At 72.1% G+C, this 21,062-nt stretch carries 17 protein-coding genes and 1 pseudogene; 5 read left to right on the top strand and 13 right to left on the bottom strand.

What is annotated here, in order from left to right; translation table 11 throughout:
- The 8 genes from ACZ69I_RS36900 to ACZ69I_RS36865 all read right to left on the bottom strand — a co-directional run.
- A partial coding sequence (locus ACZ69I_RS36900; protein WP_470836861.1) for an SPFH domain-containing protein occupies positions 1 to 248 on the bottom strand: 248 nt, incomplete at its 3' end.
- A gap of 140 nt (positions 249 to 388) precedes the next feature.
- The gene (locus tag ACZ69I_RS36895; RefSeq protein WP_470836859.1) at positions 389 to 1,288 is read right to left on the bottom strand and encodes a S1 family peptidase; all 900 of its coding nucleotides are present in this window, start codon (positions 1,286 to 1,288) and stop codon (positions 389 to 391) included.
- Between the two features lie 267 nt (positions 1,289 to 1,555).
- Positions 1,556 to 2,380 carry a DUF1684 domain-containing protein gene (locus ACZ69I_RS36890; RefSeq protein WP_470836858.1) on the bottom strand — a complete coding sequence of 275 codons (825 nt, stop codon included), beginning with the start codon at positions 2,378 to 2,380 and terminating at the stop codon, positions 1,556 to 1,558.
- Between the two features lie 5 nt (positions 2,381 to 2,385).
- Positions 2,386 to 3,687, bottom strand: coding sequence for an NtaA/DmoA family FMN-dependent monooxygenase (locus ACZ69I_RS36885; protein ID WP_470836857.1), 1,302 nt, complete (start codon positions 3,685 to 3,687; stop codon positions 2,386 to 2,388).
- Positions 3,684 to 4,766: an LLM class flavin-dependent oxidoreductase gene (locus ACZ69I_RS36880; RefSeq protein WP_470836855.1), complete on the bottom strand. Its 1,083-nt coding sequence runs from the start codon at positions 4,764 to 4,766 to the stop codon at positions 3,684 to 3,686. The genes ACZ69I_RS36885 and ACZ69I_RS36880 overlap by 4 nt, the downstream gene beginning before the upstream one ends.
- A gap of 102 nt (positions 4,767 to 4,868) precedes the next feature.
- A complete protein-coding gene (locus tag ACZ69I_RS36875) occupies positions 4,869 to 5,657 on the bottom strand; it encodes an amino acid ABC transporter ATP-binding protein (protein ID WP_470836853.1) in 789 nt (262 codons plus the stop codon).
- A gap of 15 nt (positions 5,658 to 5,672) precedes the next feature.
- Complete coding sequence (locus ACZ69I_RS36870) at positions 5,673 to 7,415, bottom strand: FAD/NAD(P)-binding protein (protein ID WP_470836852.1); 1,743 nt, start codon at positions 7,413 to 7,415, stop codon at positions 5,673 to 5,675.
- Complete coding sequence (locus ACZ69I_RS36865) at positions 7,412 to 8,296, bottom strand: amino acid ABC transporter permease (RefSeq protein WP_470836851.1); 885 nt, start codon at positions 8,294 to 8,296, stop codon at positions 7,412 to 7,414. The genes ACZ69I_RS36870 and ACZ69I_RS36865 overlap by 4 nt, the downstream gene beginning before the upstream one ends.
- A 543-nt stretch (positions 8,297 to 8,839) precedes the next feature.
- Between ACZ69I_RS36865 and ACZ69I_RS36860 the strand changes: the two genes are divergently transcribed.
- Positions 8,840 to 9,799, top strand: coding sequence for an ABC transporter substrate-binding protein (locus ACZ69I_RS36860; protein WP_470836849.1), 960 nt, complete (start codon positions 8,840 to 8,842; stop codon positions 9,797 to 9,799).
- A gap of 20 nt (positions 9,800 to 9,819) precedes the next feature.
- On the opposite strand, the gene ACZ69I_RS36855 is transcribed toward ACZ69I_RS36860, so the two are convergent.
- Positions 9,820 to 11,133: a DUF5685 family protein gene (locus tag ACZ69I_RS36855; RefSeq protein WP_470836848.1), complete on the bottom strand. Its 1,314-nt coding sequence runs from the start codon at positions 11,131 to 11,133 to the stop codon at positions 9,820 to 9,822.
- Positions 11,134 to 11,425: 292 nt separating this feature from the next.
- On the opposite strand from ACZ69I_RS36855, the gene ACZ69I_RS36850 reads away from it, so the two are divergent.
- Complete coding sequence (locus ACZ69I_RS36850) at positions 11,426 to 11,875, top strand: cell division protein SepF (protein ID WP_467680538.1); 450 nt, start codon at positions 11,426 to 11,428, stop codon at positions 11,873 to 11,875.
- A gap of 44 nt (positions 11,876 to 11,919) precedes the next feature.
- Here the strand turns inward: ACZ69I_RS36850 and ACZ69I_RS36845 are convergent, their stop codons facing one another.
- Together ACZ69I_RS36845 and ACZ69I_RS36840 are read right to left on the bottom strand one after the other, a co-directional pair.
- Positions 11,920 to 13,116, bottom strand: coding sequence for an acyl-CoA dehydrogenase family protein (locus tag ACZ69I_RS36845; RefSeq protein ID WP_470836847.1), 1,197 nt, complete (start codon positions 13,114 to 13,116; stop codon positions 11,920 to 11,922).
- 172 nt (positions 13,117 to 13,288) lie between these two features.
- The gene (locus ACZ69I_RS36840; RefSeq protein WP_470836846.1) at positions 13,289 to 14,920 is read right to left on the bottom strand and encodes an MFS transporter; all 1,632 of its coding nucleotides are present in this window, start codon (positions 14,918 to 14,920) and stop codon (positions 13,289 to 13,291) included.
- Between the two features lie 230 nt (positions 14,921 to 15,150).
- On the opposite strand from ACZ69I_RS36840, the gene ACZ69I_RS36835 reads away from it, so the two are divergent.
- Both ACZ69I_RS36835 and ACZ69I_RS36830 read left to right on the top strand, forming a co-directional pair.
- Positions 15,151 to 16,299 (top strand): glycosyltransferase family 39 protein, encoded by a 1,149-nt coding sequence (locus ACZ69I_RS36835; RefSeq protein ID WP_467680532.1) that lies wholly within the window; start codon positions 15,151 to 15,153, stop codon positions 16,297 to 16,299.
- 248 nt (positions 16,300 to 16,547) lie between these two features.
- Positions 16,548 to 17,576, top strand: coding sequence for a phosphatase PAP2 family protein (locus ACZ69I_RS36830; RefSeq protein ID WP_467680530.1), 1,029 nt, complete (start codon positions 16,548 to 16,550; stop codon positions 17,574 to 17,576).
- Between the two features lie 127 nt (positions 17,577 to 17,703).
- Here the strand turns inward: ACZ69I_RS36830 and ACZ69I_RS36825 are convergent, their stop codons facing one another.
- Positions 17,704 to 17,919 carry an I78 family peptidase inhibitor gene (locus tag ACZ69I_RS36825; protein WP_467680528.1) on the bottom strand — a complete coding sequence of 72 codons (216 nt, stop codon included), beginning with the start codon at positions 17,917 to 17,919 and terminating at the stop codon, positions 17,704 to 17,706.
- Positions 17,920 to 18,376: 457 nt separating this feature from the next.
- Between ACZ69I_RS36825 and ctaD the strand changes: the two are divergent.
- Positions 18,377 to 19,966 (top strand): annotated as a pseudogene (gene ctaD / locus ACZ69I_RS36820) (aa3-type cytochrome oxidase subunit I); the annotation flags it as partial.
- A 1-nt stretch (position 19,967) separates the two neighbouring features.
- Here ctaD and ACZ69I_RS36815 read toward each other — a convergent pair.
- On the bottom strand, positions 19,968 to 21,044 hold the full coding sequence (locus tag ACZ69I_RS36815) for a helix-turn-helix transcriptional regulator (RefSeq protein ID WP_470836845.1): 1,077 nt from the start codon (positions 21,042 to 21,044) through the stop codon (positions 19,968 to 19,970).
- Positions 21,045 to 21,062: the final 18 nt, after the last annotated feature.

The raw sequence follows: 21,062 nt of genomic DNA, 5'->3' as shown, positions 1-21,062 counted from the left end.
ACGTTGTCCCGGGTGATGCCGTCCTGCGCGGGCACCGGCATCGTCACGATCTGCATGTTGACCTTGCGCAGCCGGTCGATGCCGGGGACCACCATGGTGAAACCGGGGCCACGCACGGAGTGCTGGAGCTTGCCGAGGCGCAGCACCACACCCCGCTCGTACTGCTTGACGACGCGGGCCGCCGCCATCGCGTAGACCACCCCGACGGCCCCGAGGGCCGCCCCCACCGCCACCAGCTCCTCGACCATGCCGGCCCCCAGGGTCCGAATTGGGCGTGTTGGGCGTGCTCTTCGAAGGTAACGCCGGTTCGGGCACAGCGGGAGAGGGCGCAGGGGAAAGCCCCCGCCGGAGTCCGGACGGGGGCTCACCCACTGGCTGCGGTCCAGGTTCAGTAGACGCTGACGTTGTACGCGCGCAGCGCCTCGGTGACGGGCTGGAAGAAGGTCGTGCCGCCCGAGGAGCAGTTGCCGCTGCCGCCGGAGGTCAGGCCCAGCGCCATGGAGCCCGCGTACAGCGGACCGCCGCTGTCGCCCGGCTCGGCGCAGACCGTGGTCTTGATCATGCCGTAGACGACGTCGCCGCCGCCGTAGTTGACGGTCTGGTTCAGCGCGGTGACCCGGCCGCTGTGCGTGCCGGTCGTGGAGCCGCGCCGGGTGACGGTCTGGCCGACGGTGGGGTCGGCGGCCCGGGTGATGTCCTGGCTGCCCACGGTGCCGGACTTGGTGATCGAGTTGTTGGTGTACCGGACGATGCCGTAGTCGTTGGTCGGGAAGCTGGAGCCCGACGTGGTGCCGAGCACCGTGGTCTTCGCGGAGTTGGCCCACCAGGTGCCCGCGCCGTCGGTGCAGTGCCCCGCGGTCAGGAAGTAGTAGGCACCGGCGCTGTTGCGGACGTTGAAGCCGAGCGAGCAGCGCCAGTTGTCCGCGTAGATCGCGTCGCCGCCGGAGATGTACTTCCGGAACGTGCCGGGGGTGCGCTCGATCCTCAGTGCGTCGGCCCCTGCCGCGGCCTTCAGCTCGGCGATCTCGGCCGCCGAGACCGTGCTGTCGGCGGTGATGACGACCTGCTTGGTCTTCGCGTCGATGCCCCAGGCGGTGCCCGCGACGTCGGCGCCGAGCACGGCGTCGCTGGCCTGCTCCAGCTGTGCCGTACTGAGGGTCTCCATGCCGTCCCGTGCGTTGGCCGCGGGCACGGCGAGCGCCCCGGCGGCCACGAGCCCGGTGGCCACGGCCAGCAGACGGGTGTGTCGTGCCATGCCTCTGTGGGGGGTGGTGCGCCTGTTCCTCACGTAGTTCCTCCCGAGGGAAGTCAGTGGGTCCTTGTGGGTTGAGGACCCGTGAGGCGCAGCCAAAGAGCAGGCCCGTGTTCCGGATACGCCGTGCTCCTGACAAGCGCTGCTCGGGAGTATTGGGGGCGGGCACCGGCCGCACAAGGGCGCCTTTCGGCCGCCGACCGATACACGTCGGCCAGCCCCGGTGGCCTCGTACCTGTCGTACGCCACCGGGGCCGGCCCTGCTTCGCCGCGCGTACCCCTACGTCCGCATGCTCTGACGTCTCAGCGGTCGCGAAGGTTCCGTTCTCCCGCCGCGATCTCCGTGACCAGTGTGTTGCCGGGCGGCGGGAAGGGACAGATGAAGTGATCGGCGAAGGCGCACGGGGGCAGCAGCGCGCGGTTGAAGTCGACGGCGGTGCGGCCGTCGGCGTCGGGTGCGGCGGGGCGCAGGAAGCGGAAGCGGTAGCTGGACGTACCGCTGGTGGCGTCCGCGAAGACGGCCCACAGCGAGCCGTCGCCCTCCACGCTCACCTGGAGGGTGTGCTCGACTCCCCCGAGCCGGAAGGAGAGTTCGCCGGCGAGACCGAGGCCGCGCTCCTTGCCGTCCGCGTTGCCGACCGTGACGGTGCGGTCCTCGCCGAACGGGGTGAAGCGCCCGGGCACGGTCCAGCGGGGGTCGTACGGGGTGGCCTCGATGCCCCGGAAGACGCGGCGCGCGGCGGCGTCCGGGTCGAAGTCGCGTACGGCCCAGAGGCCTTCGCGCCGCATGACGACGAGGCGGCGCCTGCCGTGCGCGACGCGGGCGGCGTCGACCGGGCCGCCGTCGGCGCCCAGCCGCACCTCGCCGGTCAGCGGCCGGCCGTCGACGGTCAGGCCCGTGTCGGGGCCCGCGGTCAGGACGAGGGCGTCGGGCGTCTCGGCCCAGCGCCCGGGGATGCCCGGGAGGTGCCCGTCCGGGTGGTCCGCGAGCCAGTGCGTGCCGGTGAGGGAGAGCGGCCCGTAGGGGGCCGACACCGTCTCCGTCCGCTGCTCGTGCCAGTGCTTCCAGTCCTGCGCGGCGTCCGCGGTCCGGTCGTCGCCGGGGTGCTCGGTGTGCTCGGTGCTCATACCGGTCAACCCTTCCATACCGGCTCGCGCAGCCCGAGGTGCGAGCGCAGCGTCGCGCCCCGGTACTCCGTGCGGTACGCGCCGCGTTCCTGGAGCAGCGGCACCACCTGCTCGACGAAGTCGTCGAGCCCGCCGGGGGTGAGGTGCGGGACGAGGATGAAGCCGTCGGCGGCTTCGGTGCGCACCGCCTCCGTCAGTTCGGCGGCGACCGTGTCCGGGGTGCCGACGAAGGACTGGCGGGCGGTGGTCTCGATGACGGTCTGGCGGATGGAGAGCCCCTTGGCCTCGGAGAGGGCCCGCCACTTCGCGGCGACGGCGAGCCGGTCGGTGATCTTCACGCGGCCCTGGACCAGTTCGGACCCGGGGTCCGGGTCGACGGCCGGGAGCGGCCCGTCCGGGTCGTACGAGGAGAGGTCCACGCCCCACACCTGCTCCAGGGCGAGGATCGCGTTCTGCGGGGTGACCTGCCTGCGGCGGATCTCGGTGGCCTTCTCCTGCGCCTCGGCCGCGGTGTCGCCGAGCACGTAGGTGACCCCGGGCATGATCTTCAGGTCGTCGGCGGAGCGCCCGTACCGTGCGAGGCGGCCCTTGACGTCGGCGTAGAAGGCGCGGCCCGCCTCCGGTGTGCCGTGCCGCGTGAAGATCACGTCGGCCGCCGAAGCGGCGAACTCCCGGCCCTCCGGCGAGTCCCCCGCCTGGATCACGACGGGGTGCCCCTGCGGGGAGCGCGGCACGGTGAACTCGCCCTCGATCGCGAAGTGCCGCCCGTGGTGCGCGAAGGGCCGGGGGCGGCCGTCCGGCGTCCAGGAGTCCCACAGTTCACGCGCCGTTTCCAGGAACTCGGCGGCGCGCGTGTACCGCTCTGCGCGGTCGAGGTAGCCGCCCCTGCGGAAGTTCTCGCCGGTGAAGGCGTCCGAGGTGGTGACCACGTTCCAGGCGGCGCGTCCCTCGCTCAGGTGGTCCAGCGAGGCGAACCTGCGGGCCAGTTCGAAGGGTTCGTTGAAGGTCGCGTTGACGGTGCCCGCGAGGCCGAGCCGCTCGGTGACGGCGGCGAGTGCGGTCAGGACGGTCAGCGACTCGGGCCGCCCGACCACGTCCAGGTCGTGGATCAGCCCCTTGTGCTCGCGCAGGCGCAGCCCTTCGGCGAGGAAGAAGAAGTCGAAGAGGCCGCGTTCGGCGGTGCGGGCGAGCGAGGCGAAGGACGAGAAGTCGATGTGCGAGCCGGAGCCGGGATCGGACCAGACCGTGGTGCTGTTGACGCCGGGGAAGTGGGCGGCCAGGTGGATCTGACGGGGGGCGCGCGTCATGAGAGCACCCCCGCGAGCGCGGCGTACTGGTTGGCGGGCCGGGCGAGCCCCAGATGTTCCCGCAGGGTGCTGCCCGGATAGAAGGTGCGGAAGAGACCGCGGTGCTGGAGCAGGGCGACGGTGCCGTTGACCAGCCGTTCCAGGTCGCGGCGCGGCTCGACGGGCGTGAGGTGGAAGCCGTCGACGGTGCCCGCGCGGTGCCAACCGGTGATCAGCTCGGCCAGGTCGACGGGGCCGCCCCGGTAGGCGGGCCCTTCGGCGGTGGGCAGGGGTCCGCCGCCGTGCCCCGGCTCCGCGGCGTGCTCCCCGCCGCCGAGGTCGACGTCGAGGGCGGCGAACACCCGCAGGGTCTGCGGATCGCGCCCGAACCGCGCCGCGAGGCCCCGCAGTTCGGCCCGCGCGGCACCGGCCCGCGCGGCGGACGAGGTGCGCACGAGGGCGACGTCCGCGTGCCGGGCTGCGGTCTCGCGGGCCTGCGGCGCCGTCGCGTCGACGACCCGCACCGGGTGCCCCTGGGGCGGCCGGGGCACGATGGACGGACCCCGCACCGAGAAGGTGCGCCCCTCGAAGTCGACGTAGTGCAGTCTGTCCCGGTCGATGAAGCGGCCGGTGGCCACGTCCCGTATCTCCGCGTCGTCCTCCCAGCTGTCCCAGAGCCGGGCGGCGACGTCGGCGACCTCACCGGCCTCGTGCCACAGCTCCTCGCGCGGCGCGGCCCTGCGCCGTCCGAAGAGCCGCGCCTCGGCCTCGGTCGCCGACACGTCGATCTGCCAGCCGGCCCGCCCGTGGCTGACCCAGTCGAGGGTGGCGACGGCGGCCTGTACGTGGAACGGCTCGGTGTGCGTGGTCGTGACGGTCGGTACGAGCCCGATGCGTCCGGTGCCGGGAGCGATCCTGGCGGCGACGGCGAGTGCGTCGGGGCCGGGCCGCGCGAAGGAGTCGCCGAGCGTCACGAAGTCCAGCGCCCCGCGCTCGGCGAGCAGCGCGAGCTCGGCGTAGGACTCGGCCCGGTACGTGCCGGGAAGGTCGATGGCGGCGGCGAGGTGGAGGGGGCCGCGGCCGGTTCCTGGGTTGGTCATCGGCTGAACCTTTCTGCGATGGGGGGTACGGCTCGGAAGGACTGGGAGAACCCCGAGAAATCGGAGGACCCGGGAACCCGGAGGACCCGGGAACCCGGAGGCTCAGAGGACCTTGGAGAGGAAGGCGCGGGTGCGGTCGTGCCGTGGCGTGTCGAGTACGTCGGCGGGGGCGCCCTGTTCGACGACGCGCCCGTCGTCCATGAAGACGACGGTGTCGGCCACCTCGCGGGCGAAGCCGATCTCGTGGGTGACGACGATCATCGTGGTGCCCTGCCGGGCCAGGTCCTTGATGACGTCGAGCACCTCGCCGACCAGCTCGGGGTCGAGCGCCGACGTCGGCTCGTCGAAGAGCAGCAGCTTCGGCTCCGGGGCGAGCGCGCGGGCGATGGCGACGCGCTGCTGCTGTCCGCCGGAGAGCTGCCCGGGGTAGGCGTCCGTCTTCTCGGCGAGGCCGACCCGGTCCAGGAGTGCCCGCGCGGCCCGCGTCGCGGCGGCGCGCGGCCGTTTGAGGGCGGAGACCGGTGCCTCGACGATGTTCTCCAGGACGGTCAGGTGCGGGAAGAGGTGGAAGCCCTGGAAGACGAAGCCGATCCGGGTGCGCTGCTTGAGCACTGCGCGCTCGGGCAGCTCGTACAGCGTGTCGCCGGACCGCCGGTGGCCGACGAGCGCGCCGTCGACGGCGACCCAGCCCCCGTCGGCCTTCTCCAGGTGGTTGATGGTGCGCAGGAGCGTGGACTTGCCGGATCCCGAGGGGCCGAGGACGACGGTGACCTCACCCCTGCCGACCCGGAGATCGACGCCCTTCAGGACTTCGACGGGGCCGAACGCCTTGCGCACGGCGCGCAGTTCGACCATGGGGGATGCGGCGATCGGCGAAGTGGTCGTGGGCATGGGGTTCCTCGGGGCTCAGGAGGTGCGCAGGAAGTCGAGTACGGCGCGGGCCGTGGCGTCGTTCTGCCGGAAGGTGGGGCTGTTGGTCCGCGGCCGGGTGAACGCCCCGGCGCCGCGCGCGTCGGTGTGCGGACCGAGCGCGAAGCGGCGCGGATGCGGCACGCCCGCGCGGTCGAGCACCCGTCCGTCGGCGGGGTCGACGGCGAGGAGTCCCGCGCCGGTCGACGCGGCCCCCTCGGCGTGCAGGGCCCGAAGGAGCGGGTCGCGGGTGCGGGCGAGGGTGGGCTGTGGAAGGCGCGCCTCGACGAGGGCGCGGGCCTCGGTGACGTGGCCGGGCAGGGTCGGGCTCTGGGCACGGAACACGCCGTCCTCGGCGCTCACCCGGACGTCCGCGCCGAGGAACCGTACGACCCCGGCGCGTGAGAGGGCGAGCAGTTGCCGCAGCCGTGGCCCGGGCGGCCCCGACGCGAGGAAGCTGAAGAAGCCGTGCCACCACGTCCCCACGTCGCCGAGCCGGACCACCTGCCCGTAGACGGAGAGCAGTCCGAGGAACACGGCGAGGTCGGCGCTGTGCCGGGGGTCGTGCCGGCGCGCGAGGTCGGCGGCGACACGGCCGCGCAGCCCGTCCTGCAGTTCCTCGTACGAAGTGTGGCGCACCCCGGCCAGGGGGTGGTCGAGCGCCGCGAGGTCGAGGCGGTCGGCGGGGTCGGGCACGGCGGAGGCGATGAGGGCGTCCAGTTCGGGGCTGCCGGGCGGGCAGGCCCCGTACTTCTCGTCGAAGTCCGTCCAGGCCGTCCGGGTCCGCTCCGGGTGCGCGGTGAACAGGCGGTGGTAGTGGGCGAAGCCGAGCTCCTTCTCGATGAGCGGCCAGACGTCCCGGCGGAAGTCGAAGCCGTCGGGCCGCGCGAGCAGCGCGTCGATCTCGGCGGGCCCCAAGTACCGGGGCAGCGGCGGCCGTTCGCCCGACCAGTCGTAGCCGATCTTGGAGTGGTAGGGGACGCCGCGCCGCGATCCGACGTACAGCACGGGCTCGCGCCCGGACGGCACGTACGTCTCCCCCTCGTACCGCCCGCCGCGCCCCTCGGTGAGCAGCACCATCAGGTCGACGAAGGCGAGTCCGAGGCCGCGCACGAGGACGGGTTCGCCGGGGACGAGCCGCGACAGGTCGCTGTCCGCGGTGAAGTCGGGCGGCAGGTGCACGAGGCCGTGCCGCTCGGCGTACGCGGTCAACTCCGCCTGCTCGGGCCCCGGTTCGGCGTCGAGGTGCCCTTGGGCGAGGATGACGAGGTCGGCGGCGAGAGGGCCGTCACCGCCGTCGAGGATCACCTCCTGACGGCCCTCGCGCGTCCCGGTGACGCGCAGCGCCCGGCGCGGGTGGTGGCGGACGGCGGCGTGGGACGGCAGGGCGGCGACGGCCTTCTCGTACACCCAGCGCAGATAGCCGCTCTGCTCGCGGCGGCTGAGGAAGGTCCGCCCGTCGCGTCCGGTCCACTCGTGCAGGGCGGGTCCCGGCAGGACGGGCCCCGCCACCTCCACCGTCTCGTCGGTGAACATCGTGACGTCCTGGGCCTGCGAGTTCATCCAGAGCAGCGGCGACTGGTCGTGGCGCCAGATGCGCCCGGCACCCGGCGGGTACGGGTCGACGAGGTGGATGTCGAGGCCCGGGCCCCGGTACAGCTCGGCCGCGTTGGCGGCGATGCGCTCCAGGATGCCGGTGGCGCGCGGCCCGGCCCCCACGACCACGAGGGAGTGCCTCATCGCGCCCGCTCCGACCCGCGCGCGTAGTGCCGTTCGACGTAGTACTGGCCGACGCTCAGCACCGAGGTGACCACGACGTACCAGAGGGTGGCGACCACGAGCAGCGGGATGACCTGGTAGGTGCGGTGGTAGACGAGCTGGACGGAGTAGAGCAGGTCCTGCACGGCGATGACGGAGACGATCGAGGTGCCCTTGAGGGTGCCGATCAGCATGTTCCCGGCCGGCGGCACGATGGACCGCATGGCCTGCGGCAGCACGATCCGGCGCCACCTGCGCCACCGCCCGAGCCCGAGCGACCGCGCGGCCTCGATCTGCCCCCGGTCGACGGAGAGGATTCCGCCGCGCACCACTTCGGCGGCGTAGGCGGCCTCGTGCAGGGTGAGGCCGATCACGGCGATGGTGACCGGGCCGAGCAGGTTCACCGTTCGCACGCCGAACACCTGCGGGTACAGCGCGCCGATGTTGAACCAGAAGAGCAGCTGCACCAGGATCGGCATCGACCTGAAGAACCAGACGTACGCCCAACTCACCGCCCGCAGCACGGGGTTGGCGGAGAGTCTGGCCGTGGCGAGCAGCGCGCCGAGCGCGAAGCCGAGCGCCGTCACGAGGGCGGTCAGCCAGAGGGTGAGCCCGAGACCGCGCAGGACCGACGCCGAGGTGAAGTACTCGGCGACGACGTCCCACTGGAACGCCTCATTGCGTACGACGGAGTTGACGGCGGGCGCGAGCAGGACCAGGACCGCGACGGCCGCGGTCCACTGGCCCACGCGGGGCCGGGGCACGATGCGCGGCGCGTCGGGAAGTTCTGCCGGGTCCCGGGAAGGAGGGGCGCCCGACGCTTTGACCAGGGTGTCGGAAGGGGCGAAAGTGCCGGAAGGCATGCGGAAGGCTCCGTGGATACAGAAGATCGAACACGGGTGACGCCTTCACACGGACCGAGCCCCTCAGCACGATCCGCCGTCGACATTACGTGGCGCTTCACATGCGCTGTCAAGGCTGTCCAGGATATGAGCCGTGCGTCTCACGGCAGTTGACGCGGAATCGGATGCCTGTTCCACTTGGCCCATGCATCCGCAGCAGTGGCTGGTCACGCGCTCCCACATCGACTTCGGTCGCGTGTGGTCGGCGTCCTGTTGATGTCCTCCTGAGCCGGCCCCCTGCGCCTCCCGCGTCCACCGCGCCTTGCGCGTGTACGACGCGAGCCACCCCCGGAGAACCCGCGGAGCCGCTCCGCTTGCGCTGAGCAGCTCCCAGCCCCGCCCGGGCCGGCCCCCCGCGCCTGTCTCCCGACGGCCGTGCGCCCGCACGCCGTCGCCCCCGCCTTCACACGCGCACCCCGCCGCCCCCGCACGCCAGGGGCGGCGGCACCCCTCCCCTCGTACGTCCGCTTCGCCCTGCCCTGCCGAGCTGGAGACCCTCACGCCATGAGCACGCCCCCGCGTTCCCGCCGCATTCCGGCGGCCTTCGCCCTGATCACCGCCGCCACCCTCGCCGTGACCGCCTGCGGGTCGGGCGCCGCGACGAACACCGCGGGCGGCTCGGCCCCCGCCGCGAAGAACGGCAGGATCCCCACCGCGGACGTCGTCTCCTCGGTCGGGAAGAACGAGGCGGCGGCGCGCCTGCTGCCCCCGGACGTACGCGACCGGGGCACCCTCGCCGTCGCCTCGTCCGTCGGCGGCAGCCCGCCCGGCGCGCTCTATCTGCCGGACGGCCGGACGATCGTCGGCCAGGACATCGACTTCGCGGACGCGGCGGCCAAGGTGCTCGGCCTGAGACTGAAGCGGGAGCCGGCGAGCTTCGAGGCGATCCTGCCCGCGCTGGGCAGCGGCAAGTACGACCTGGGCACGGGCAACTTCGGCGTCACCGACGAGCGCCGGAAGTCCATCGACTTCGTCACGTACATCAACGACGGCCAGGGCTTCGCCGTCCGCGAGGACAGTGACCTGAAGAAGGTCACCGACTTCCGGCAGCTGTGCGGCCTGAACGTGGCGACCGGGGCGGGCACCACGTTCGAGGTCACGCTGGAGGACAACAAGCACGTCTGCGCGCAGGCGGGCGAGAAGCCGTACGGCGTGAAGACGTACGCCGAGCCGGGCGCGCTCTGGGCCGCGCTGCAGCAGGGCCGCGCCGACGTGGTGATGTCCACCATCAACGGCCTGCGCTACGCCGTGCGGCAGCAGGAGGGCCTGAAGTTCCTCGGCGAGTACCGGCGGCTCGACGTCGGCTTCGCCTTCAAGAAGGGCTCGGAGCTCGCGCCCGCGTTCCGGGCGGCGGTCGACCGGCTCATCGAGGACGGCACGTACGACCGCATCCTGAAGAAGTGGGGCACCCAGGGCTCCGCGATCCGCACGTCGCGGATCTCGCCCCCCGAGATCAAGAGCTGACGCCCGGTCACGCGCCCCGGCTACAGCCCGCAGTCACAGCACGAGCAGCACTCGCAGATGCCGCAGCAGCCGCAGTCGCAGTCGCCGCAGTTGTTGCAACAGCCCTCGCGCTTCTTGCGGGACCAGGGGCCCTCGTACGAGTCCGCGCAGCACACCTTGCAGGTGCAGCAGAGGCCGATGGCGACGGCGCACCCCGCCCAGAAGCCGCGCTTGCCGGGCTTCGGGGGCTGCGGCTCGAAGGCGGGCCCGCCACCGAAGCCGCCGGGACCACCGGGCCCGCCGGGCCCGCCGGGACCACCAGGTCCGACCGGCCCGCCGGGAGCCCCGCCCCCGTAGGGGTTGCCGCCCCCGTACGGATCCCCGTACGCCCCGCCCCCCTGCGGAGGAGCCCCGTACCCGCTCCCCTGCGGCGGCCCGAAGGAGCCGCCCTGATGCGCCGTCACCTCGGGCGCCGCGCCTCCGTGCGCGTGCCCGCACGCCACCGTCCCGAAGGCCCGGTCGACCGACCTGCCCAGCTCGTGCGCGAGCAGCAGGTGCGCCAGCTTGCCGTCGGTGAATGCGGCGTCGCGCAGCGCGAGCCTGATGCCGTGCAGCGCGTCGTCGGCCAGCCGCCGGGCCTCGGCCAGGGACGTGCCGGTCGCGGTGAGCGGGTTCCACGCACCCGACGCGGCGTCAGCTTCCCTGTCCTCCACGGCGTCGAGCAGGTGGGCGAGCCTGCCGAAGAGCCGGCCCGCCTCGGCGAGCGGCTCCGCGTTGCCCGGCCGCCCGGCGAGCACGGCGGTGTGCGCGAAGGCCGCCGCGGTGGCGGTCTCGGTCGGCTCGGTGACCGTGAGGAGCGAGGTGCCCGGCCCCGCCAAGGCCTCGATGCCGGCCTGCCGTTCGACGGCGTCGACCAGGACCGCCGTGTCGAAGCCCACATCGGCGCCGGTCCGCGCGCCCGCCCGGTCCCAGCCGCGGGCCACCCGCCGGGCGGCGACGGCCACCGGACGGCGGGCCAGCAGCCCGTCCCCGTCGACGACATGGTCACGGACCTTGGCCGAGGCGAGCACCAGCGAGACGGCGGCGGCGAGCCGCGCCCCCTCGCCCCGGGCGACGGAGGCGGTCCGCATCCCGCGCAGCGGGCAGGGCCCCGCGGTGCGCCGCCACCCGGTGGCGCGCTCGGCCTGAGCCTCCGTCAGAACCGAGATGATGAGCCCGTCGTAGTTCGTGACGACGCGGGCGAACTGCCCGTGATCGCTGCGCAGCGCGAGGCAGAGCCCGCAGAGGTGGGCCATCCACTGGGCCTTGAGCCCTTCGCCGAGGCGATGGCTGCAGGGCCTGACGATTCCGAACACGACGACTCCCCCGAGCGGCCTGAATGTGATCAACTCCGCGCATCGTAGCGACGGCCCCGTTCACCCGTACGCACCGACCGTCACCCATACGCCGTGAAGAATCATATTTCACTCACAGTCAGCAGCCGTGCACAGCACGACCCTTGGAGCGCACCGCACATCGACGTGTTGACTCTGCACCAGTACCGTCACGAAAACCCCGCGCGGCGACTATCCACTTGGCGCATCATCCGCATCATGGACGACGATAGGGATGCGGAATCCAGGGAAACCGCTGTGAGAGGAGGCGTCCATGGGATCGGTGCGCAAGGCGAGTGCTTGGCTTGGGCTCGTCGACGACGACAACAACGAGCGTTACTACGACGACGGCTACGAAGACGACCGGGCTGAGGGACCCGACCAGCCGGAGGCCTGGGTCACCGACCCGCGGGTGCGGGTGGCGGCCGAGGCGGCCGGAGCGGAAGAGCGGCGGATCGGAACCGTGACCCCGGACAGTTTCCGGGACGCGCGCCACATCGGTGAGCTCTTCCGGGACGGTGTCCCGGTCATCATGAACCTCACGTCCATGGAGCCCACCGATGCCAAGCGCGTGGTCGACTTCGCGGCCGGCCTCACCTTCGGCCTGCGCGGCTCGATCGAGCGGGTGGCGACGCGGGTCTTCCTGCTCACCCCCGCCGACACGCAGATCGTCAACGGCGAGGCCGCGAGCCGCCCGTCGGACGGCTTCTTCAACCAGAGCTAGGGGCAGGGCCGCTCACCGGAAGCCCCGGGACCGTCCCGGACCGGTCACCGGAAGGCATCGAGACCGGTGAGCGCCTTGCCCAGTACCAGCTGATGCATCTCGGTGGTGCCCTCGTAGGTGAGCACCGACTCGAGGTTCGTCGCGTGCCGCATGACGGGGTATTCGAGCGAGATCCCGTTCGCGCCCAGGATCGTCCTGGCGGTGCGGCAGATCTCGATCGCCTCCCGTGCGTTGTTGAGCTTGCCGAAGCTGATCTGTTCGGGGCGGAGCCGGCCCGCGTCCAGGCGTCGCCCCAGGTGGTGGGCGAGCAGGATGCCCTTGTGCAGTTCGAGGGCCATGTCCGCGAGCTTGGCCTGGGTGAGCTGGAAGCCGCCGATGGGCCGGTCGAACTGCTCGCGGGTCTTCGCGTACTCGACGGCCGCCTCGAAGGAGGAGCGGGCCGCGCCCATGGAACCCCAGACGATGCCGTAGCGCGCGTGGGAGAGACAGCTCAGCGGCCCCTTGAGGCCGACGACCTCGGGCAGCACGGCGTCCGCGGGCAGCCGCACCTCGTCGAGGACCAGCTCACTGGTGACGCTCGCGCGCAGCGACCACTTGTGCCTGATCTCGGGCGCCGAGAAGCCCTGCGCGTCGGTGGGGACGACGAATCCCCTGATGCCCTCGTCGGTCCGCGCCCAGACCACGGCGACCCCGGCCACCGATCCGTTCGTGATCCACATCTTGCGACCGGTGAGAACCCAGTCCGTCCCGTCCTTCTTGGCGTGCGTCCGCATGGACGCCGGGTCGGAGCCGTGGTCCGGTTCGGTCAGGCCGAAGCAGCCGATGATCTCGCCGGCGGCCATGCCGGGCAGCCAGCGCCGCTTCTGCTCCTCGGACCCGAAGCGGTGGATGGCGTACATCGCGAGGGAGCCCTGCACGGAGACGAGCGAGCGGATTCCGGAGTCGGCGGCCTCCAGCTCCAGGCAGGCGAGCCCGTACTGCACGGCGGTGGCACCGGCGCAGCCGTAGCCCTCCAGGGACATGCCGAGCGCCCCGATGGAGCCGAGTTCACGGGCCAGCTCCCGGATGCCGGGCAGCTCGCCCTTCTCGTACCAGTCGGCGATGTGCGGCAGGACCCGGTCGGTCGCCCAGGTGCGGACGGTGTCGCGGATCGCGAGGTCCTCCGGGTCCAGGAGGTCGTCGATGCCGAGGGGGTCGGCGGGGTCGAAGGGCGGCAGAGGGGTGCGGGCACTTGCGGACATGCGGGCCTCCGGCGACACAAAACTAGCGGTGGTAGTTAGCTACGGCTCGCGCTGACGTTACGCAGGCAGTGTGGCGCACGTCCAGAGCGTCCAGGGCCCTTTCAGGGGCGCGGGGAACCGCGCGGCCGACCAAAGGAGAGCCCGCACCCGAAGAACCCGGCCGCCGAGAGCTTCAGACGTCCACGGACGATCCGGCGCCGACCCGCGCGGCATCCCGCGACACCGAAACCCCTCGCTCGGGCCGCGTCGCGGGCGTTCCGCACTCCATGCCCCGCGGCAGCCGCAGCGCCGCCACCGCGCCCAGCAGCAACAGCCCGGCGCTGACCAGCAACGTCACATGCAGCCCGTGCACGAAGGAGTCCCGCGCCGCGGTCCGCAGGGCCGCACCCGGTCCCCCGCCGAGCCGCGCCGCGACCTCGTACGCCTCGCCCAGCGAATGGCTCGCCGCCGCGCTGTCCGCCGCCGGAACCCCCCGCACCGCGGAGAGGCCCGGCGCGTACGCGGCGTTCATGACGCTGCCGAGCAGCGCGATGCCGATGCCCGCGCCGAGCTGGTAGGAGGTCTCGCCGATCGCCGCGGCGCCGCCCGCCTGGGCCTGCGGGGCCTCGCTCAGCATCGACTCGTACGCGCCGAACAGCGTGGTCTCCAGGCCGAAGCCGAGCAGCACGAAGCCGGCGAGGAGCAGTGCGTCGTTGGCGTGGCCGCCCATGCCGGTGAGGAGCAGCACGGCGAGCGCGGTGAGGCAGAAGCCCGAGCAGACCATCGTGCGCGGCCCGAGGCCGCTGAGCATCTTCGACCCGGCGAGGCCCGCGGCCATCGCGGCGACGGTGAGGGGCAGCAGGCGCAGCCCCGTCTCCAGTGGGGAGAGCCCGAGCACCAGCTGCAGATACTGCGCGGCGATCAGCTCCAAGCCCACGAGCGCGAGCATCGCGAGCACGATGCAGCCCACCGAGGTGCTGAACGCGGGCCGCGTGAACATCGACAGATCGACCAGCGGGTACGCGCGCCGGCGCTGCCGGTGGACGAAGCCCGCGAGCAGCGCGCCGCCCACGAAGAGGGAGAGCAGGGTGGTGAGACCGAACGGCGACTCCCCGCCGCCGAGCCGCTTCACGCCGAGGACGAGACCGAAGAGCCCGCCGGCGGCCATCAGCGCGCCGGTCACGTCCCACGGCCCGTTCTTCCCACCGGTCGACTCGGGCAGCAGCAGGCGTCCGACGGGCAGGCTGACCAGCATGAGCGGGATGTTTATGAGGAAGACCGAGCCCCACCAGAAGTGTTCGAGGAGGAACCCGCCGAGCAGCGGGCCGACGGCCGCGCCCACCGCGGCGACCGCGCTCCAGAGTCCGATGGCGACGGCCCGCTCCCGCCGGTCGGGGAAGACCTGGCGCAGGATCGACAGGGTCGCGGGCATGATCATCGCGCCGCCGACGCCGAGCAGCGCCCGGGCGGCGATGAGGACCTGCGCGTTGTCGGCGAGGGCCGCGACCGCGGAGGCGACGCCGAAGAGGGCGTAGCCGAGGAGGAGGACGCGTCTGCGGCCGACTCGGTCGCCGAGCGTGCCGAAGAGGATGAGGAGCGAGGCGCAGACGAGCGGATAGATGTCGACTATCCACAGCAGTTCGATCGCGCCGGGCCTGAGGTCCTCGGTGACCGCGGGGACCGCGACGTGCAGCACGGTGGCGTCGACGGCGACGAGCAGCAGGCTCACGCAGAGGACGACGAGCACGACCCAGCGGTTGGCCCCGGCACCGGCCCCGGATCCCCGACGGCTCTTCGGTGTTGCGGCCGTGGTCGTCCCGGACATGTGCGTACCTCCCAGTGGTCCCTCGCATCGGCGGCCTGCGGGAGGTGAACTCCCTGCTCCGGCGGCGCCGACAACGGCGAGTGAGCCGTCAGAGTACGCGAGTGCGTGCCCGGGGAGCGTGGCGGACCTCTCACGGTTGTACGGATGCGGTGTGGTGTGCGCCACGCCGTCGCCTTCCGGCCACGCCCCGGGCGAGCGTCCGCCCTCCCCCACGGCCGATAATCGAGCCCGTGACTGATCTTGATCGACGCCTCCCGCCGTCCCCGGCGGGCCGTGCGCTGCGCCGCGCGGCCCCCGCGCTCCTCGTGTACGCCGGGGTGCGCGCGCTGGGTCTCGCCGTGCTCGCGGTGTGGGGCGCGGCGGCGGGCAAGAGCCCGCACACGCTGCTTTCCGCCCGCTGGGACTCGCTCTGGTACACCCGCGTCGCCGAGCACGGGTACGGCTGGGAGGTGACGCTGCCGGACGGCAGCGTCCACTCGAACCTCGCGTTCTTCCCCCTGCTGCCCTGGCTGGAACGGCTCGTTTCCGCGGTCAGCCCCTTGTCGTACGCGGACGCGGGCCTGGTGGTGAGCTGGCTCGCGTCGCTCTTCGCCGCCGCCGGGATCTTCGCGATCGCCGACCGGCTGTACGGGCGCCGGGCCGGGATCTGCGCGGCCGCGCTCTGGGCGGTCCTGCCGGTCGGCATCGTGCAGTCGATGGCGTACAGCGAGTCCTTGTTCACGGCGCTCGCCGCCTGGTCGCTGTACGCGGTGCTGCGCGACCGGTGGGTGACGGCGGGCCTGCTCGCCTCCCTCGCGGGGCTGACCCGGCCGGTGGGCGCCGCGGTGGTCGCCGCGATCTGGGTGGCAGCGGCCGTGCGGACGTACCGCGAGCGGCGGGCCGAGCCCCGGATGGTCCTCGGTGCGGTCCTGGCCCCGCTCGGCGCCGCCGCCTATGTGCTGTGGGTCGGCCACCGCACCGGCGACGGTCTGCTCGGCTATCTGGACGTGCAGGCGGGCTGGGGCAACGGCTTCGACTTCGGCTACGCCTTCGCGCGGTTCGTCGGGGAGAAGTTCACCTCCGTCCCCGGCGCCCTCGCGGGGCTCGGCCTCATCGTCGGCGTCGCCCTGGTCGTCTGGCTGTACGTCATCGGCGTACGCAGGAAGCAGCCGCTGCCACTGCTCGTCTACAGCGGGATCGTCGTCGCGCTCGCGCTCTGCGCGGCCGGCTACTTCGGCTCGAAGCCGCGTCTCCTGATGCCTGCCTTCCCGCTCCTGCTGCCGCTCGCCGTGGCGCTGGCCCGGCTGCGTACGTCCAGGTCGGCGCTGGTCCTCGGGTCCGTGGCCGTGGCGAGCGCGGTCTACGGGGCGTTCTGGCTGCACGGCTCGGGCCCGCCCTGATCACGTCATGATCATTTCTTCGGCCTCCGGTGAGCGGACGCCGAATTCCACACCAGGACCCGGTGAACGAATTCATAAGGGCCATAAAACAGCTTCGGAAATGATCAACGAATTGCGTAAGGGCGTCACCGCGAAATAAGGAATCCCCAGGAATAAACCCCGTTCTGAGATCAATCCCACATCACATCGTCATCACAAAGCCACTGATTCGGCCTAGTGCCGCACTCACTCGCTGTAACGTCGATTGGGTGCGTACCGAACGAAACCTCACCCGTCTTGACCGGGTCTTCGCCCGGCTGGACCGTGAGCCGGAACGACCGGCCCACCTCGATGTGCCGAGGATGAGCCGGCACAGGGTCGTGCTCTTCAGCGCGACCCTGGCCTTCTACCTGGCCATCGTCGTCGCCGTGCTCGCCACCTCGTGGCTGGTCCGGTTCGACTGGCAGGTCATGTTCTTCCGGCCCTATCAGCAGTGGCCCGAGATCCACGCCTTCCTCGACTACTGGGTGGTCCTCGGCCAGCGCGGCCCGACGGCCGTCATGGTCGCGGCCTGGCTCGGCTGGCGCTCCTGGCGTCAGCACACCCTGCGCCCGCTGCTGATGTTCGGTGCCGCACTGCTCCTGCTCAACATCACCGTCGGCGCCGCCAAGCTCGGCATGGGCCGCCTCGGCCCGCACTACGCCACCACCATCGGCTCGAACGAGATGTGGCTCGGCGGCGATATATTCCCCTCGGGACACACCGCCAACGCCGTCGTGACCTGGGGAATCCTGGCCTACCTCGCCTCCACCCCGCGCACCCGCCGCTATCTGTCGGCGCTCTCCGCGGTGGTCTCCCTGAGCGTCGGCCTCACCACCGTCTACCTCGGTACGCACTGGCTGAGCGACGTCCTCCTCGGCTGGGCCGCGGGCCTGCTCATCCTGCTCGCGCTGCCCTGGTGCGAGACCCTGATCACCCGGGTCGAGGCCGCGATCTTCAGCCTCCGCGAGGCCTGGCGCGCCCGCCGCACCGGTGTCATCACCGTGCCCGGCCCCGAGCCCACGCCGGTCGGCGTCCCCGCGATGGTCCCGCAGCGCGCGGCGCCCGACGACGAGGTGCCCGCGCGCGAGCCCGTCGGCGCCGCCCGCTCCGCACGGCCCCCGGCCTACCTGGCGCCGGGCCCGCACACCGCCCGCTCCGAGCGGACACCGGTCACCCCGGCGGGCAGCCGCCGCCCGCCGCACACCGACCGCGCCTCACGCGGCACCACGACGCCCCGCCCGGTGGCGGGCGGCTGACCGCCGCGCACGCGCCGCAGACGGCGGGGGCCGGTACGCACAGCCCATCCCCCGCATCGCGAAGGCCCCGGTTCCGTTCAGGAGCCGGGGCCTTCGCCCTGTCGTGGCGGGTGCGGCCCGCGCCGTGTCAGCCCTTCCAGCAGCGCGCCACGACGCCTTGCTCGACCTCGAAGTTGAGCCGCCCCGCGAGGTACTCCATGGTGATGACCGTGCCCGGCGCCAGCGACCTGACGGTGGACCAGCCGCGCTCGCGCGCCCGCCGCTCGGCGTCGTCGGCCGGCAGGCCCACGTAGCCGTCCGGCGTGTCCTGGGGCTCGGTGGGAGGGGTCGGAATAGGTGCCATGCGCGCCACGTTAGGCGGCGCGGCACCGGCGGGGAAGCCCGGGGGCGGGCACCATGCGTCACCGATACCTCTCCGGTCACGCTTTTGTCACAGGATCACCACGTGCGTTTCGGTCGAACTCCGTCACACGAACGGGCGGTTCCGTCCTTGTACCGGTGTAATTCGCGGGTGTCTTCAAGTCACTCGCAGGCGGTCTTCGAGGCCTGCGGACAATTCCACGCCGAATAACATCACGGGCCCTTTACGGACCCCCCGCTTTCCCGAATCCCGGCCCCCGTCCGGGATGTGACGAGGCATGGGGGAATTCTCGATTCCGGCTGGTCTTCCGGCTGGTCTTCCGGCCGGTCCGCCGCCACGCGGGGCGCCTGGAGTCGGCGCGTACGCCCCCTGTCGGAGAGAGGGCGACACGAGCATCATGGCGTGAGCTCCAACAGGCTTCGGGCAGGCCCGGCACGCGATGGCGAAGGGGCGGTCGATGGGGACCCAGACGGCGAGCGCGACCGAACAACCGGTGCGGGACCGGCGTCCCGGCCGGATCATCGTGGACTGGCTGACCACCACGGACCACAAGAAGATCGGTCACCTCTACCTGATCACCTCGTTCGTCTTCTTCCTGCTCGCCGGCGTCCTCGCCCTGCTGATGCGGGCCGAACTGGCCCGCCCGGGGCTGCAGCTGATGACCAACGAGGAGTTCAACCAGGCCTTCACCATGCACGGCACGATCATGCTGCTGCTCTTCGCGACGCCCACGTTCGCCGGGTTCGCCAACGAGATCATGCCGCTGCAGATCGGCTCGCCCGACGTCGCCTTCCCGCGGCTCAACATGCTCTCGTACTGGCTGTTCCTCTTCGGCGGCCTGATGGTGATCGGCTCGCTGATGGTGCCGAGCGGGCCCGCCGGGTTCGGCTGGTTCGCCTACGCCCCGCTCAACAGCATGGAGCGGTCGCCCGGCATCGGCGCGGACCTGTGGATCATGGGGCTCGCGCTCTCCGGCTTCGGCACGATCCTCGGCTCGGTCAACTTCCTGACCACCATCATCGGGATGCGCGCGCCGGGCATGACGATGTTCCGGATGCCCGTCTTCACCTGGAACGTACTGTTCACGTCGATCCTGGTGCTCATCGCGTTCCCCGTGCTCGCCGCCGCGCTGCTCGTCCTGGAGGCGGACCGGCGCTTCCACTCGCTCGTCTTCGCCCCGGAGAACGGCGGTGCGCTGCTGTGGCAGCACCTCTTCTGGTTCTTCGGGCACCCGGAGGTCTACATCATCGCGCTGCCGTTCTTCGGCATCATCTCGGAGATCATCCCGGTCTTCAGCCGGAAGCCGATCTTCGGCTATCTGCCGCTGATCGGCGCGACGATGGCCATCACCGGCCTGTCCGTGGTCGTGTGGGCGCACCACATGTTCGCCACCGGCGCGGTCCTGCTGCCCTTCTTCTCCTTCGTGTCCTTCCTCATCGCCGTCCCGACGGGCGTGAAGTTCTTCAACTGGACGGGCACGATGCTCAAGGGCTCGCTCTCCTTCGAGACGCCCATGCTCTGGTCGGTCGGCTTCCTGGTGAGCTTCCTCTTCGGCGGCCTGACCGGGGTCATCCTGGCCTCGCCGCCGCTCGACTTCCACGTCACCGACTCGTACTTCGTCGTCGCGCACTTCCACTACGTCGTGTTCGGCACCGTCGTCTTCGCGACCTTCGGCGGCTTCTACTTCTGGTGGCCGAAGCTGACCGGCAAGATGCTCGACGAGCGGCTCGGGAAGATCCACTTCTGGACGCTCTTCGTGGGCTTCCACACGACGTTCCTGGTCCAGCACTGGCTGGGCGCCGAGGGCATGCCGCGGCGGTACGCGGACTATCTGGCGGCGGACGGCTTCACGCTGCTCAACACCATCTCGTCCATCGGCGCGTTCCTGCTCGGCATGTCCACCCTGCCGTTCCTCTACAACCTCTGGAAGACGGCCAAGTACGGCGCGAAGGTCGAGGTCGACGACCCCTGGGGCTTCGGCCGTTCCCTGGAGTGGGCGACGTCCTGCCCACCCCCGCGGCACAACTTCGTCACCCTGCCCCGGATCCGTTCGGAGTCCCCGGCGTTCGATCTGCACCATCCCGAGTACGCGGCGTACGCGGCACGGGGGGCCGACCGGGCGCGCCAGGATCCGCAGACGGAACACCCCGGTCCAGGGCCCGGCTCAGGAGGTCCCTCGACGACCTGACCCGGTCGGCGAGTTCGGCGGGCTCGACGATCTCGAACTCGATGCCCAGGAAGAGCACGTGGAAGACCATCACGTCCAGGCTCGCCGCCCCCGTGCGCAGCAGGCAGGTCTCCTCGGTCTCGGGCTCCAGGGTGCCGTCGGCGGGGCTGAGCCGCTGGGCGGCCTCGGCCAGCGGGACGAGCAGGCGGACCACGGCCCGCGCGGCGTACGCGCGGGTGGAGATGCCCCTCGCGACGTACGCGGCGAGGTCGTCGGCCGGCGGGGGACGCGGCGTGAAGCGCGGCCCGTGCGGCGGCCTCGGCTCGATGCGGTCCGCGCGGAACGTGCGCCAGTCGTCGCGGTCGAGGTCCCAGGCCACCAGGTACCAGCGGCGCTCGGTGCACACCAGGCGGTACGGCTCGACGGTCCTGCGGGTCGCACTGCCGCCGTGGTCGCGGTAGTCGAAGCGCAGCCGCTCCGCGTCCCGGCACAGGTCGGCGAGTTGGGTGAGGACGGTCGGGTCGACGCCCTGCCGCTGCGGTGCGCGCAGCATCGGCACGGTGAACGCGTTCAGCGCGCCAACGCGGCGGCGCAGCCGGTCCGGCAGCACCTGTTCGAGCTTGGACAGGGCGCGGACCGACGTCTCGCCGATGCCCTCGATGCCCTGTCCCGCCGCGGTGCGCAGGCCGACGGCGACCGCCACCGCCTCGTCGTCGTCCAGGAGCAGCGGCGGCAGCTCGGCGCCCGCGCCGAGCTGGTACCCGCCGCCGGTGCCGGGGCTGGCGTTGACCGGGTAGCCGAGCTCACGCAGCCGGTCCACGTCGCGCCGGACCGTGCGCGGGGTCACGCCGAGCCGGTCGGCGAGGTCCGCGCCGGACCAGTCGCGGTGGGCCTGCAGCAGGGAGAGCAGGCGGAGCAGTCGTGCCGAGGTCTCCAACATGGACGTGATTGTGCCCCT

Source organism: Streptomyces sp. NPDC036815 (assembly GCF_055609205.1).
This window is presented reverse-complemented; position numbering and strand designations above follow the sequence as displayed.

Coding starts and splice junctions, on each gene's coding strand:
- ACZ69I_RS36890 (WP_470836858.1), bottom strand. CDS start 2,380: ATGAGCACCGAGCACACCGAGCACCCCGGCGACGACCGGACCGCGGAC.
- ACZ69I_RS36885 (WP_470836857.1), bottom strand. CDS start 3,687: ATGACGCGCGCCCCCCGTCAGATCCACCTGGCCGCCCACTTCCCCGGC.
- ACZ69I_RS36880 (WP_470836855.1), bottom strand. CDS start 4,766: ATGACCAACCCAGGAACCGGCCGCGGCCCCCTCCACCTCGCCGCCGCC.
- ACZ69I_RS36875 (WP_470836853.1), bottom strand. CDS start 5,657: ATGCCCACGACCACTTCGCCGATCGCCGCATCCCCCATGGTCGAACTG.
- ACZ69I_RS36870 (WP_470836852.1), bottom strand. CDS start 7,415: ATGAGGCACTCCCTCGTGGTCGTGGGGGCCGGGCCGCGCGCCACCGGC.
- ACZ69I_RS36865 (WP_470836851.1), bottom strand. CDS start 8,296: ATGCCTTCCGGCACTTTCGCCCCTTCCGACACCCTGGTCAAAGCGTCG.
- ACZ69I_RS36860 (WP_470836849.1), top strand. CDS start 8,840: ATGAGCACGCCCCCGCGTTCCCGCCGCATTCCGGCGGCCTTCGCCCTG.
- ACZ69I_RS36850 (WP_467680538.1), top strand. CDS start 11,426: ATGGGATCGGTGCGCAAGGCGAGTGCTTGGCTTGGGCTCGTCGACGAC.
- ACZ69I_RS36845 (WP_470836847.1), bottom strand. CDS start 13,116: ATGTCCGCAAGTGCCCGCACCCCTCTGCCGCCCTTCGACCCCGCCGAC.
- ACZ69I_RS36840 (WP_470836846.1), bottom strand. CDS start 14,920: ATGTCCGGGACGACCACGGCCGCAACACCGAAGAGCCGTCGGGGATCC.
- ACZ69I_RS36825 (WP_467680528.1), bottom strand. CDS start 17,919: ATGGCACCTATTCCGACCCCTCCCACCGAGCCCCAGGACACGCCGGAC.
- ACZ69I_RS36815 (WP_470836845.1), bottom strand. CDS start 21,044: ATGTTGGAGACCTCGGCACGACTGCTCCGCCTGCTCTCCCTGCTGCAG.